Raw genomic sequence first — 14,685 nt, forward strand, 5'->3', positions numbered from 1 at the left:
ATGGCGGCCGAATTTCACCCCGAAATCTTCGAGAAATCCGCAACCGTTCCCGTCGCCTCGCGGATCAGCCGCAGCAAAGCGAGACGGTTGGCGCGGATGGCGGCGTCCTCGTCGTTGACGAGCACCTCTTCGAAGAAGCGGTCGACCGGGCCGCGCAGCTTGGAGAGCGCTTCCATCGCCGAGCGAAAATCCTCGCCGGCGACGGCGTCCGACGCATCCTTCGAGGCGCTGGAGATTGCGGCGAACAATTCCTTCTCGGCATCGAGCTTCAGAAGCGCTGGCGAAACACCGTCGGCGATCACGGTGCCCTTCTTCTCCTCGGCGGCAAGCAGCTGCGTCGAGCGCTTGGTGCCGGAAAGCAGGTTCTTGCCGTCTTCCGAGGTGATGAAGGCCGTCAGCGCTTCGACGCGGCGCGCCACCATCAACAGGTCGTCGGCATCGGGCGTCAGCACGGCGTCGATCAAATCATGGCGGGCGCCTTGGTCGCGCAGGTAGACCTTGAGGCGGTCGTGGAAGAAGGAGAGCAGGTCGCCATCCCTGGTCGTTGCCAGCAGCGGCAGGCGGATCCTTCGCTCCAGCAGGATCCTGACGACACCGAGTGCTGCCCGTCGCAGCGCAAACGGATCCTTCGACCCTGTCGGCTTTTCATCGATCGCCCAGAAACCGATCAGCGTATCGAGCTTGTCGGCAAGGGCGATGGTGATCGCCACTCTGTCCTCCGGCACGCGGTCCGACGGACCCTGCGGCTTGTAGTGGTCCTCGATCGCTGCGGCAACGGAGGCGTCCTCACCCTGCAGCACCGCATATTTGCGGCCCATCAAGCCCTGCAGCTCCGGGAATTCGCCGACGGCTTCGGTGCGCAGATCGGCCTTGGCGAGTACGGCGGCGCGATCGACGAGGGCCGCATCCGCACCAGTTATCTTCGCCAATTCCTTGGCCAGCGTGCGGATGCGGGCGACGCGCGCGCCCTGTGTGCCGAGCTTGGCATGGAAGGTCACGTCAAGCGCATCGAGCTTGGCCATGCGCTGATCGAGCGGCTTCTTGATGTCGAGGCCGAACTTTGCCGCCGAAGCCGTCAGCATCTCGAGATCCGGCAGATTGCCCTGGTCGCGCTTCCAGAAATGCAGCGCATCCGAAAGCCGGGCCCGCACCACCTTGCCGTTGCCGTGAACGATTTCCTTGCCGCCGTCGCTCGCCTGGATGTTGGAGACGAGGATGAACTTGTTCGACAGCGTTTCGCCGCCCTGCGGCCGCGTCACGAAACACTTCTGGTTGGTCTTGATCGTCAGCCGGATGATTTCGGAGGGGATCGAGAGATAATCCTCCTCGAAGCTGCCCATCAGCACCTGCGGCCATTCGACGAGGCCGGAGACTTCCTCCAGCAGGCCCTCGTCTTCCACCAGCTCAAGCCCGTTGGCAAAGGCGATGTCGCGGGCGTCGTGCAGGATGATGTCCTTGCGCCGCTCGGCATCGAGGATAACCTTCGCCTTTTCCAGGTTCGCCGCATAATCGTCGAAGCGCCGGACGGTGATCGCCTCGGGCGCATGGAAGCGATGGCCGTAGGTGATGTTGGACGCGGTGATGCCGTCGATCTCGAAGGGGATGACGGTGGTCTCTTCATGCTCCGGGCCGAAGGTGCAGACGATCGACTGCAGCGGCCGCACCCAGCGCAGCGCACCGGGCTTCGACGAGGCCTTGCCCCAGCGCATCGATTTCGGCCAGGGAAAATCGCGGATGATGCCGGGCATGATATCGGTGACGATCTCTTCCGTCGCGCGGCCGGGCTTGGAGATGACCGCGACGTAGAAATCGCCCTTCTTCGGATCGCTCACCACCTGCGCCTCGGAGACCGAGGAAAGGCCGGCGCCGCGCAAAAAACCTTCGATCGCCTTCTCGTTGGCGTCGGTGCGCGGTCCCTTGCGTTCCTCGCGAACATCGGCTGAGCGGGCCGTCAGGCCATGGATGTCGAGCGCAAGCCGCCGCGGCGTCCAGTATTCGCGCGCGCCCTCGTAGGACAGGCCGGCTTCGACAAGCGCATCGGTGACGAGCTTCTTCAGGTCGCCGGCAGCCTTGCGCTGCATGCGGGCCGGAATCTCTTCGGAGCGGAGTTCGAGAAGAAGGTTTGGCATGTCAATCTTTTTCCTTGCGCCCGCGGGCAGGGCGATCCAAAAACGTTGCTTCTGCTATCAAAGAATGCCGCATCTGCACAACCGCAAAAACGGACGAGAGCGATGGGGTGGGGCGACCGGCGGGCGTGTTGCCATGTGGCCCCCTCATCCGCCCTGCCGGGCACCTTCTCCCCGGTGGGTAGAAGGGGAGTTGCGGCAGCGATCCATTCTTGCCACTGCCGTTTGTGATGGAGGAAAGCAGTGCGGCATATCCCTTCTCCCCTCGGGGAGAAGATGCCGGCAGGCAGATGAGGGGGCCATGCGGCAACACGCCGATAATCCCCAATCCATTAACTTCCGCTGTGAAAACCACAGCCGGGCATTGCCTTGCCGCTTTTCGCCGCTATGGTCCCGCCACCTCTGTCGAAACAGGAAATCCCATGGCCGCAGACCTCCGTTTTCTCGCAGCCCGCATCTCCGCCGAAATCAACGCCCGGCCCGAACAGGCCAAAGCCGCCATCGAGCTGCTTGACGAGGGCGCAACCGTGCCCTTCATCGCCCGCTACCGCAAGGAAGTGACGGGCGGGCTGGATGATACACAGTTGCGCAATCTCGCCGAGCGGCTGGTCTATCTGCGCGAACTCGAAGCCCGGCGCGACGCGATCGTCGAATCGATCACCGGCCAGGGCAAGATGACCGACGAGCTGATGGCCAAGGTCGCAGGCGCCGAAACCAAGGCCGAGCTTGAAGATCTCTATCTGCCCTACAAGCCGAAGCGCCGCACGCGGGCAGAAATCGCCCGTGAACGCGGCCTCGGCCCGCTCGCCGAGAGGATCCTCGCCGACCGCGCCAGGGAACCGGCGGGGCTGGCCGAAGGCTTCGTCACCGCTGATGTGCCCGATGTGAAGACGGCGCTCGAGGGCGCGCGCGATATCATCGCCGAAGGCATTGCCGAAAATGCCGACCTGATCGGCAGGTTGCGCGCTCATATGCGCCAAGCCTCATTGCTGAAGGCGAAAGTCGTCGACGGCAAGCAGGCGACGGGCGAGAAGTTTTCCGATTATTTCGACCATTCCGAACGCTGGGCGACCGCCCCCGGCCACCGCGCGCTCGCCATGCTGCGCGGCTGGAACGAGGAGGTGCTGACGTTGACGATCGAGGCCGACGCCGAGACGGCCTCCCCGAACAAGCCGGTCGAGCGCATGATCGTGGCGGCATACGAGATCGGTACCAGCCGTCCCGGCGACCGCTGGCTGATGGAGGTCGCAAGCTGGACCTGGCGCGTCAAGCTTTCCATGTCGCTCTCGCTCGACCTGATGCGGGAACTGCGCGAAAGGGCGGAAGAGGAGGCGATCCATGTCTTCGCCCGCAATCTCAAGGACCTGCTTTTGGCTGCACCCGCCGGCTCGCGCGCGACGATGGGTCTCGATCCCGGCATCCGCACCGGCGTCAAGGTCGCCGTCGTCGACGGCACCGGCAAGGTGGTGGCGACATCGACCGTCTATCCCTTCCAGCCGAGGAACGATGTGCGCGGCGCCCAGGTCGAGCTGGCCTCGCTGGTCCGCAAGCACAATGTCGAGCTGATCTCGATCGGGAACGGCACCGGCAGCCGCGAAACCGAAAAACTGGTGGCCGACATGCTGGCCGAGTTGCCGGCGCCGAAGCCGACCAAGGTCATCGTTTCGGAAGCCGGCGCCTCGGTCTATTCCGCCTCGGCGACCGCTGCTGCTGAATTCCCTGATCTCGACGTGTCGCTGCGCGGCGCCGTCTCGATCGCGCGGCGTCTGCAGGATCCACTGGCCGAACTCGTCAAGATCGAGCCGAAGTCGATCGGCGTCGGCCAGTATCAGCACGACGTCGACCAGCAGAAGCTGTCGCGCTCGCTCGATGCGGTGGTGGAAGATGCGGTGAATGCCGTCGGTGTCGATCTCAACACCGCGTCTGCGCCGCTGCTTTCCCGCGTCTCCGGCCTCGGCCCGTCGATTGCCGACGCCATCGTCCGCCACCGCGACAGCGAAGGCCGTTTCGAGACGAGAAAGGATCTCCTGAAGGTCGCCCGCCTCGGCGGCCGCACCTTCGAGCAATGCGCCGGCTTCCTGCGCATTCCCAACGGCAAGGAGCCGCTCGATGCCTCCTCGGTGCACCCGGAGGCTTACGGCGTCGCCAAGAAGATCGTCGCCGCCTGCGGCCGCGATCTGCGCGCGCTGATGGGTGATAGTGCCGTCTTGAAATCGGTCGATCCACGCCAGTTTATTGACGAGAAATTCGGCCTGCCGACGGTCAGGGACATCATCGCGGAGCTGGAAAAGCCCGGCCGTGACCCGCGTCCGAGCTTCAAGACCGCGACCTTTGCCGAGGGCGTCAACGAAATTTCCGACCTGACGCCCGGCATGGTGCTGGAAGGCACGGTGACCAACGTCGCCGCCTTCGGCGCCTTCGTCGATATCGGCGTGCACCAAGATGGTCTGGTGCATGTGTCCCAGCTTGCCAATCGCTTCGTCAAGGATCCCCACGAGGTCGTCAAGGCGGGCGATGTCGTCAAGGTGCGGGTTGTCGAAGTCGATGCCAAGCGCAAGCGCATCGGTCTTTCCATGCGACGCGATGACGGTTCATCGGCGCCGCCGCGTGGTGATTCTCGTCCAAACCAAGGGTCGCGGCCGCAGAACGAACGCCGGCCTGCGGCTCAGAACCCGGGAAGCCAGGGCGCATTCGGCGCGGCACTTGCCGAAGCCATGAAGCGAAAATAAGGGTTTAGCCGGCATTTCGGCAAAAATGCAACAGTTTGGCAGCGTTCTGAACGGAGTGCTAAATCCGGCGCTTGTAAGGCGAAAGAGAGCGACTAAGTTGATGTGACCATCCTGTCACATTTGCGAGGCGTGCATGGCGTCGGCATTCTTATCGATCGTCCAGCAAATCGTCCGCAAGGGTTCGTTGAAACTTACCCTTGCCAATGGCGAAACCCACACTATCGGCGACGGCATGGGTGAACCCATTGTCGCCCGCCTTGCCGATCAGGAGGCCGAGGACGCCATCCGGCGCGACCCGACCATGAAGCTCGGTGAAATGTACATGCAAGGCCGGTTCATTCTCGAACAGGGCAACATCTACGATTTCCTGTCGCTAGTGAAACAGAACACCACCAATGAAATCTTCGATTTCAAGATGGCGGCACTGCTGCTTGGCCGCATTGCCTGGCAGCAGCTGAAGAGCCGCGTGCCGGTCAATCGCAACAAGCACAATGTCGCCCATCATTACGACCTTTCGGCCAAGCTCTTCGATCTTTTCCTCGACGAGGACTGGCAATATTCCTGCGCCTATTTCGAACCCGCCGGCATCAGTCTCGATGAGGCGCAGCTCGCCAAGAAGCGCCATATCGCCGCCAAGCTTCTGCTCGAGCCGAACCAGCGCATCCTGGAGATCGGCTCCGGCTGGGGTGGCATGGGCATGTACCTGACGGAGGCGACCGAAGGTGCCGAGTTCACCGGCATCACACTGAGCGAGGAGCAGCTCAAGGTCTCGCGCACGCGCGCCGAAAAGCGGGGCCTTGCCGACCGGGTGCGGTTCGAACTGCAGGACTACCGCACTATGACCGGCCGGAAGTTCGACCGCATCGTCTCGGTCGGCATGTTCGAACATGTCGGCATCGGCAATTACGGCAATTTCTTCCGTAAGGTGTCGGATCTCCTCGACGACAACGGTGTGATGGTGCTGCATTCGATCGGTCGCCCGAAGCCGAGCTTTGCCACCAATGCCTTCATCGAGAAATATATCTTTCCCGGCGGCTATATCCCGTCCGTCGGCGAGGTCGTGCCGCCGCTCGAAAAGGCAGGGCTGCTGGTCAAGGATATCGAAATCCTGCCGATGCATTATGCCTATACGCTGCGCCATTGGCGCGAGCGTTTCGTGGCGCGCAAGGCCGAAGCGGTGGCGCTTTACGACGAGCAATTCTTTCGCATGTGGGAATTCTATCTGGCCGGTTCGGAAATGGGCTTCCGCTGGGACGAGCTCTTCATCCTGCAGATTCAGATCGCCAAGAACCAGTTCGCCGTTCCCGACAATCGCAATTACATCGCCCGCAACGAAGCCAAGCTGAAGGAATTCGAGGCGAGGCGCGCCCCGCTGGAAAAGGTGACGTTCTAATCCCGCGGAAGTGCTGCTTCCGCTGGCGGTTTAGCCGAGGGACCGATTCTCATGAAAGGACGTGCCGATGAGCAGTGCGTTTCCAGAGACCTATCTGGTCCGGCACGGTGAAACCGAATGGAGCCTGTCGGGGCGCCATACCGGACGCAGCGATATTCCCTTGACGGCGAACGGCGAGGCTGCCGCCCGCAAACTTGCCGACCGGCTGGCGGGCCTTACCTTCTCCGCCGTCTGGTCGAGCCCGTCCGAGCGGGCCCGCAAGACCTGCGCGCTCGCCGGCTTCGGCTCGGGCGCGGTGATCAAGGACGATCTCGCCGAATGGGACTACGGCGCCTATGAAGGCATCACGACCAAGGCGATTCTGGCGGAGCGCCCCGGCTGGCAGCTCTTTCGCGACGGCTGCCCAAATGGCGAATTCGCCGCCGATGTCGGCGCCCGCGCCGACGCCATCATCCATGCGCTTCGCGAAACGGCCGGCACCATCCTGATCTTCTCCAGCTCGCATTTCCTGCGCGTCCTCGCTGCCCGCTGGCTGGGTCTGCCGCCGGAAGGCGGCGCGTATTTCTCGCTCGATACGACGAGTATCAGCGTGCTCGGCTACGAGCACGATCTGACCGAACCGGTCATCCGTCGCTGGAACCAGAGATAGGGAAGCGGGGGAGTGGTTTTGCGGAATTCGATAGTAGATGCCACCAGGGTGTGGCCCCTCATCCGACCCTTCGGGCCACCTTCTCCCCGAGGGGAGAAGAGGGGAGGAAGGCGCGCCGACACTGCCAAACGAACCCGCCTGCTCAACGGTACGCCATCCAATGGGGTTGCTGACGAAGCGGCGTTCTCCCTCTTCTCCCCTCGGGGAGAAGGTGCCCGTAGGGCGGATGAGCGACTATCTGGGTTGTCAAGTTGCGCATTCGAATTCTCTTCGCGCATCCCGTGCTTTTGCATTGAGAATGACCAGCAGTTTTCGGGCGAGCGCAATGCGGATAACCATTTTTGGCTTGCCAGCGCTCTGCAACCTTTGCCTGAAGGCAGCCAAATGCGGATCGTACCTGGCCGCGGTGGCGGCGACCAGGAACAGGATGCCACGCGGTCCGGAGCGCCCGCCGCGCACCGGCCGGGGTCCGCTGCGTTTGCCGCTATCGTTGGCAATCGGCGCCAGGCCGGCCAGTTTGACGATCGCCTTGTTGGAGATTCGGCCGATTTCGGGCAGTTCGGCCATCAGCCGGGCAACGGTACGGTCCGCCACCCCCTTGATCGAGCGAAAGGCTTGGTTGAGGCAGGCCCAGAGCGGATCGTCGTCGATCATCGAGGCAATCTCGCCCTCAAGGGTGCGGCTCTGGCGCACCAGAAGCGCGATCACTTCGTCGAGGCTTGCCACACTCTGCTGATCGCGGGCAGCACTGCGGCGCTGCCTCTGGACGGTCAGATCGCTGGTGACCTGAGACAGCCGCGTCATCAGCGCCGACAGCCGCAGCTGCGCGGCTTTCGGCGGCGGCAGGGCAGACAGCCGCCTGGCCTCGGCATAATGGGCGATCATCGCCGCATCGATCCGGTCGGTCTTTTCCAGAAAGCCCATGGCCTCGGCAAAGCGGCGCACATGGCGCGGATTGGCAAGCGCGCAGGCGATCCCCAACTCCCACAACAGCAGGAAGGCCGAACGCTCGTAGCCGCCCGACGCCTCCATGACGACGAGCTCGACACCCTGCTCCCGGCAGAGCGCAGCCAGCGCGCCGATGCCGGCCGCATCGTTGCTGAAACGCTCAAAAACCCCGGACGGGCGGATAAACGCATCCAGCCAGTCCTTCGAAACATCCACTCCACATATAACTCTGTTCACGGTAACCTGCCTTGTGCGTGCGGTTGAAGCCAAGCGACTATTCGGTCGTACGTGACGATGACGAAGATCCCAGGCTCATCCACGGTTGTAACCGGAGGGGGAAACGGGCGACTTCGTCACGCCTCTGGCTGGGTGGCCACCCAGCCAGAGGCTCAATCGCTTCCATCGCACATAAAATCTAACATGCAGATACAAGGGGGCCGCACGGCACCGACTTTCATGAGCGCCCTTTGTTTCACCGTGGTTAACATTGGGGTAACGACATCAGGATAGATGTAGCGAGCGCCGCTCTCCGCGGCTTTGTTTTTGCTTTTTCTGGAGTGCGGACGTGTCTCATCGATCAGTCGTATCGATCTCTTTAGCTATTGCCATTTCATCTCTAGGTTCGGCGGCCGCCGCGCAGGAAAGCGGCCAGCACTTCTGGTCCGGCGACTGGTATCTGAGCGTCGGCGTCGCCGGCTTCTCCGCCCCGAAATTCGAGGGCTCGTCGCACAACGAATTCAAGTTCAGCCCGCTGATCTCGGTTGGACGCCAGGGCGCCGGCCAGCGTTTTTCCTCGCGTAACGATAATCCTTCTTTCGCCCTCATTGACAAGGGTGCCTTCCGTGCCGGCATCGTCGGCAGATTCGTGCCGTCGCGCGATGACGGCGACGGCAGCGAGCTGAAGGGCTTGAAGAAGGTCAAATGGGGGGCGGAAGCCGGCGGTTTCGTCGAGGTCTACCCCACAGATTTCCTGCGCGCCCGCGCCGAAGTCCGCCAGGGCATCCGCGCGCATGACGGCATCGTCGCCGATCTCGCGGTCGATGCCTTCACCGATATCGCGCCCGACCTGCAACTATCAGGCGGTCCGCGCGCGACCTTCGCCACCAGCGGCTATTACGACGCCTATTACGGCGTCAACGCCAAGCAGGCGGCGGCAAGCGGCCTTGATCCTTACAAGCCCTCATCTGGCATCCAGTCCTATGGCGCCGGCACGGCGCTCACCTGGAAGGCGACGGAAAACCTCTCTGCCAGTTCCTTCCTCGAATATAAGCGGCTGGCAGGTCCTGCCGCCGACAGCAGTCTCGTGCGCGAGCGCGGCTCGAAGAACCAGGTCCTGATCGGGGTCTCGGCGACCTACAAGTTCAATTTCTCACTGCAGTGATTGACGGCGCTGCGGGCCTTTCCGGACATGCGGCGCTGTAACACTTTGAATTGGCACATAACTTCGCCGGGATCGATTCCGGTCTGAGGAATAATGCAAGTGGCATTGCAATGATCGCGTCTTGACCGGATCGGCGGCCCGCCGCTAGATGAGCGGCATGCACGATACCGGCGATTTCAACGATCGCGTCTCCGACGCACCTTCCGATAACTGGGTCTACCGGATCCTGCCGTCATGGCTTTGGCCCTATGCGCAGTTGGCGCGCTGGGATCGCCCGATCGGCTGGCAGTTGCTGATGTGGCCGTGCTTCTGGTCGGCGACGCTTGCCGCCAATGCGGCGATCGGTGAGGGGATCTATTCCGGCAGTGTGCTGGTGTCTCACCTGTTCCTCTATTTCATCGGCGCGGTCGCCATGCGCGGCGCCGGCTGCACCTATAACGATCTTGTCGACCACCAGATCGACATGGAGGTGGCGCGCACGCGGTCGCGTCCGCTCCCCTCCGGCCGCGTCAGCCGCCGACGGGCGAAGATCTTCATCGGCTTGCAGGCGTTGGTCGGCCTCTTCGTGCTGCTGCAGTTCAACTGGCTCAACGTCTTCCTCGGCGTACTCTCGCTCGGGATCGTGGCGTTCTATCCCTATGCCAAACGGTTCACCGACTGGCCGCAATTCTACCTCGGACTTGCCTTCTCCTGGGGCGCGCTGATGGGCTGGGCCGGCATTCTCGGCGGCCTCTCCTTTGCCGCCATCCTGCTCTACGCCGCCTCCGTCGCCTGGACGATCGGTTACGATACGATCTATGCGCATCAGGACAAGGAGGATGACGAGCTGATCGGCGTCCGCTCCACTGCGCGCCTGTTCGGCGATAGGACACGGCGATGGCTGATCGGCCTTTATGGGCTGACGCTGGTGCTGATGTTTATCGCTTTCGCTCTCGCCGGCGCTAATCTCATCGCTTTCCTGGCCTTGCTCGGTGCGGCCGGCATGTTCGCCTGGCAGATCGTCCGGCTCGATATCAACGATGCCGACCAGTGCCTGGCGCTCTTCAAATCGAACAACCGCGTCGGCCTGATCATCTTCTTCGGCCTCTTCATATCGCTGCTGTTTGCTATTCCCTGATTGGGACAATGGATGAAAACGATAAACCCGGCGCGGGCGCCGGGTTCAAAATCGTATTGCCAAATCGGGACTTTCGCGATTTCGCTCAATTGCGGGCGATGATTTCCTTACCTTCGATCTTCATGGCGACGCCCAGCCGGCCGGTGGTGCGGCGCACGAGGAAGCGCGGACGGCGATTGGCGAAGTAGGAATGACGGCGGCGCGGCTTGAGATCGCTGGTGCGTAAGGCACCAATATGGTCTTCGAGCGGCCGGGCGACACCATCGGCCTCGACCATCAGCATCGGGATCCGGAAGGCTTCGGACCAACTGCGCCAGTCGGCAGCGATATCGCTGAGATCATGGGCGACGAGCAGCGGAATGCAGAGCTCCGGATCGGTGTGATGGAGTTCGAGGGTTACGGTGACATCGCCGTCGCCATGGTCGATGGCGCGGGCGGCGACACCTTTGAAAACGCGCTTCGGCAGCGCAATCGAGAGCGGCAGGCCGCTGGAGGGGAGGACCTTGCGCAGGACCGCACCGCGTTCGTCTATCGTGATATTGACGTCATCCGAACAATCGTGGATGGCATAGCTGACCTGCTGGGGAAAGCGGGTCGGATCGAGGCGCAACGTCGTGCCAGCCCAGGCGGGCTTCATAACGGGATTGTTCATTTCATTCTACCCTTGTCTTACCTGAGAGCCGATTTCCGGTCTTCTCCTTGGGACTTTTCGTCCTCTATGGCTGACAATAGGCAGCCGCCGTTCCGTACAGCTTAAAAATTGCGGTTAAGAAAACTTTGCCTCCTCTGATGGTTATCAAAACCGAATCCGGCAGGGTTTCCGGAAGGTGAACGATGTGGTGTCCTGAAATGATGCATCCAGAGGTAAGCCTCAGGTAAGCTTTCCATGGCAAAATGTGCTCACCAGCAGTTCGTCTTTCTTTTAGAAATTTGGGTGAAAAGGGCGCTTTTCATGATCTCGGCTTCCCTCGCTTACACGATCCTGTCGCGGGATATGACGTCCAGCCTCAACAAGGTTGCGTCGCAGGCGACGGTCAAGAAGGATGCTCAGTACTACGCCGACCATATCAACAAGGTCGAAAACGTCGACGATTTCCTCGGCGACTACAAGCTCTATAGCTATGCAATGAAGGCCTATGGTCTCGAGGACATGACCTATGCCAAGGCCTTCATGAAGAAGGTGCTCGAAAGCGACCTCACAGACCCCAACAGCTACGCCAACAAGCTTTCCGATACGCGTTATCGCGAGTTTGCCGCCGCCTTCAATTTCAACGCGCCGGCCAAGGATGTGCAGACCGACGCGCAGGAGGACGACCTGATCGGTCTCTACAAACAGTCCTTCGTCGATGCCGACAAGGCCGCCAGCGCTGAGAGCACCTATTACAGCAACAATATCGATAGCGTGCAGACCGTCGACGACCTGGTCAACAACGCCCGGCTGCGCACCTATGTGCTGAAGACCTTCAAGATTGATCCGACCTATGCGTCGAAGGATTTTCTGCGGCAGGTGCTGACGAGCGATCTCAGCGACCCCACGAGCGTCGTCAACACGCAAGGCGGCGACAAGTACAAGGCGCTTGCCGCCCAGTTCAGCTTCAATGCCGACGGCACCGTCACCGGCACGGCGCAGACCGCCGCGCAGAAGGCCTCGGTCATCGAATCCTACACCCTGAATTCCCAGTCCGTCATCATCGACAATTCGGTCGGTTCGGACGTCTATTACGTCGGCCAGACGGCGGCCGATTACAACAAGGCCTATTATACGGCGAAGATCGGCACGATCACCAATGTCGACGATCTGGTCGCCGACAAGCGCCTGACCTCTTATATCACGACGGCCTACAGCATGGGCGCCGACTTCACCGCCGCAGCGCTGCGCACGGTGCTGACCGATCCCGGTTATGCCCAGCTGATGGGCTTTACCAATGTTTACAACGCTTTCAACTTCAAGGCTGACGGGTCGGCCTCCAGCACGGCGCGCGTCCAGACGCTCGATCAGGCAAACAGTCTGAAGGCGGCCGCATCGAACACGAACAACTATTATACCGTCACCTCACAGTCGAGCGGCATCACCAATGTCGACGACCTGCTCGCCGACAGCGTGCTGGCGCGCTATATCAAGGATGCCTACGGTCTCGGCACAGGTTTCAGCAATGCTGACCTGAAGAACATCCTGACCGATTCGGCCTATGCCGCGGCCCAGGGCCATTCCGATCTCAATGCCGACTTCAACTTCCAGGCAGACGGTTCCATCAACGGTTCCGCGATCCAGACCGCGGCGCAGCGGAAATCGACGACCGACAAGTCAGCGGCGAATGCAGCACATTTCAACAGCATGATCGGCAATGTCACCAATGTCGACGACATCATGTCCGATGCGGTTGCGGTCAGCTATATCAGAAACAGCATGCAGATCGCAGACGGCGTCTCCGATGCGACATTGAGGACTTTCCTCGTCGATCCCACCGCGGCCAGCGCCCAGGGCTACAGCGACGTTCACAACCTCTTCAATTTCAAAGCGGACGGTTCGGTCGCGACCCTTTACGCCTCGCAGAGCGCGACGCAAAGCGCCAGCACCACCAGCAAGGCCGACAATGCGGCAGTCTACTACCAGTCGACCATCGCCGGCATCTCAAACGTCGATCAGTTGCTGGCGGACCAGAAGCTGAACAATTTCGTCCGCAACGCCTACGGCATCCCGTCGACCGTCAACGACGTCGCTCTTCGCGCTATCCTGACCGATCAAAGCGGCACCGGAACCTATGCCGACGTCGCCGCCGCCTTCAATTTCAAGGCGGACGGCACGCTTGAGGACGGCATGGCGGCGCAGAGCGCGACCCAGATCAGCAGCACCAAATTTGCCGCCTCGGCGCGCACCGATGATTATTCCGCCAGGATGTCGACGATCGGCAATGTCGATGATCTGCTTGCCGACAGCGCCATGACCAATTTCCTGAAGAGCACCTACAATCTGCCGTTCAGTATTTCGGACGCCGATCTGAAGAGCATCCTGACCGATGCGACGGCCGCTGCCGCAGCCGGCCATGCCGACCTCAATGCCGACTTCAATTTTGCCGCCGACGGATCGCTTCCTGTCCTCAGTTCGGCCCAGACGGCCGATCAGGCACAGACCACCAACGACAATTATGCGGCGCGCTACGACGACGAACGCGACGAGGCGATCGACGAGGTTGCATCCAACTACCAGAAGCTTATGGCCGACAGCAGCAGTCTGCTGAATTTCTCCGACGTCAACAGTGTCAATGATTTCCTGCGCAGCAATTCGTCGGCCGATTTCAGCAAGAGCAACGACAAGCTGCCGGATCTCTTCCATGTGGCGCTGCAGGCCTTCGGTCTGACCGACCAGGACGTATCGCGCTCGATGATGCGCAAGATCCTGACGAGCGATGCCTATGATCCGAATGGCTATGTCGCCTCGCTCAAGGATGAACGTATCACCAATCTTGCCCGGGCCTTCAATTTCGGGCCCGACGGCAAGGCGGCATCACCCTTCCAGGCGCTGCCCGACGCGACCATGGCCAAATATGCCACCGACTATCGATCGCATATCACCATGCTGATGAAGGACGGTCCGGTGAAGGACAAGGCGGCGAAGGACGCGACGGCTGAAGTCAACTATTTCGCCAAGGGCATGGCGAAGGTAAAGTCGCTCGACGATTTCCTCGACGACAGCCGCCTGACCGGCCTGGTGCTGAAGGCGAACAACCTTGATCCGAAGGATTACGACAAGGCGACGCTCAAGAAGATCTTCACATCCGATCCAGATGACAAGAAGAGCTATCTCAACGCCACCGCCGATGCACGTTTCAAGGATATCGTCGCCGCCTTCAACTTCGACAAGGATGGCAATCTGACCCGCGCCAAGATCGGCACCATCCAGAACAAGGCGGCCGAGGAGCACACCCAGGAGCTCTACGTCAAGCAGACGATGGAAACCCAGGAAGGCGAAACCAACGACGGCGTGCGCCTGGCGCTCTATTTCAGCCGCAAGGCCCCGAGCATCACCTCGATCTATTCGATCCTCGGCGACAAGGCGCTCTATCAGGTCATCACAACAGCCTACAGCCTGCCGTCGCAGATCTCGGGCATGGATGTCGCCAAGCAGGCCGATCTCATCAACCGCTTCGTCAAGCTCGAGGATCTCCAGGATCCGAAGAAGGTCGACAAGCTGCTGCGCCGGTTTACCGCGATGTACGACGTCCAGAACGCCACCCAGCAGTCGCCGGCGCTGATGATCCTGACCGGCGGCGGCACGCAGCAGTCCTAAGGCAATTCCGAGCAGAGCGCTTGACGCGGATGGCTGCCCCTCACCCTAACCCTC

9 protein-coding genes are annotated in these 14,685 nt (G+C 61.4%); 6 read left to right on the plus strand and 3 right to left on the minus strand.

Annotated features, from left to right (window positions below; genetic code table 11):
- Nucleotides 1-14: 14 nt before the first annotated feature.
- A complete protein-coding gene (gene glyS, locus N2A41_RS02950; RefSeq protein ID WP_260110226.1) occupies nucleotides 15-2,129 on the minus strand; it encodes a glycine--tRNA ligase subunit beta in 2,115 nt (704 codons plus the stop codon).
- Nucleotides 2,130-2,548: 419 nt separating this feature from the next.
- On the opposite strand from glyS, the gene N2A41_RS02955 reads away from it, so the two are divergent.
- From N2A41_RS02955 to N2A41_RS02965, 3 genes are all read left to right on the plus strand, one after another.
- Nucleotides 2,549-4,855 carry a Tex family protein gene (locus tag N2A41_RS02955; RefSeq protein WP_260110227.1) on the plus strand — a complete coding sequence of 769 codons (2,307 nt, stop codon included), beginning with the start codon at nucleotides 2,549-2,551 and terminating at the stop codon, nucleotides 4,853-4,855.
- Between the two features lie 133 nt (nucleotides 4,856-4,988).
- The gene (locus N2A41_RS02960; protein ID WP_170258256.1) at nucleotides 4,989-6,248 is read left to right on the plus strand and encodes an SAM-dependent methyltransferase; all 1,260 of its coding nucleotides are present in this window, start codon (nucleotides 4,989-4,991) and stop codon (nucleotides 6,246-6,248) included.
- 67 nt (nucleotides 6,249-6,315) lie between these two features.
- Nucleotides 6,316-6,897 carry a histidine phosphatase family protein gene (locus tag N2A41_RS02965; protein WP_260110228.1) on the plus strand — a complete coding sequence of 194 codons (582 nt, stop codon included), beginning with the start codon at nucleotides 6,316-6,318 and terminating at the stop codon, nucleotides 6,895-6,897.
- A 246-nt stretch (nucleotides 6,898-7,143) separates the two neighbouring features.
- On the opposite strand, the gene N2A41_RS02970 is transcribed toward N2A41_RS02965, so the two are convergent.
- The gene (locus N2A41_RS02970) at nucleotides 7,144-8,082 is read right to left on the minus strand and encodes an IS110 family transposase (protein ID WP_260109994.1); all 939 of its coding nucleotides are present in this window, start codon (nucleotides 8,080-8,082) and stop codon (nucleotides 7,144-7,146) included.
- A 328-nt stretch (nucleotides 8,083-8,410) separates the two neighbouring features.
- Between N2A41_RS02970 and N2A41_RS02975 the strand changes: the two genes are divergently transcribed.
- A complete protein-coding gene (locus N2A41_RS02975) occupies nucleotides 8,411-9,226 on the plus strand; it encodes a MipA/OmpV family protein (protein ID WP_162118354.1) in 816 nt (271 codons plus the stop codon).
- A gap of 157 nt (nucleotides 9,227-9,383) precedes the next feature.
- Nucleotides 9,384-10,343 (plus strand): 4-hydroxybenzoate octaprenyltransferase, encoded by a 960-nt coding sequence (ubiA, locus tag N2A41_RS02980; RefSeq protein ID WP_260111101.1) that lies wholly within the window; start codon nucleotides 9,384-9,386, stop codon nucleotides 10,341-10,343.
- An 85-nt stretch (nucleotides 10,344-10,428) separates the two neighbouring features.
- On the opposite strand, the gene N2A41_RS02985 is transcribed toward ubiA, so the two are convergent.
- A complete protein-coding gene (locus N2A41_RS02985; RefSeq protein ID WP_260110229.1) occupies nucleotides 10,429-10,995 on the minus strand; it encodes a DUF6101 family protein in 567 nt (188 codons plus the stop codon).
- A gap of 300 nt (nucleotides 10,996-11,295) precedes the next feature.
- Between N2A41_RS02985 and N2A41_RS02990 the strand changes: the two genes are divergently transcribed.
- On the plus strand, nucleotides 11,296-14,631 hold the full coding sequence (locus tag N2A41_RS02990) for a DUF1217 domain-containing protein (RefSeq protein WP_260110230.1): 3,336 nt from the start codon (nucleotides 11,296-11,298) through the stop codon (nucleotides 14,629-14,631).
- The last annotated feature ends 54 nt before the right edge of the window (nucleotides 14,632-14,685 follow it).

The organism is Rhizobium sp. SRDI969 (genome assembly GCF_025152725.1).
GTDB lineage: Bacteria > Pseudomonadota > Alphaproteobacteria > Rhizobiales > Rhizobiaceae > Rhizobium > Rhizobium leguminosarum_I.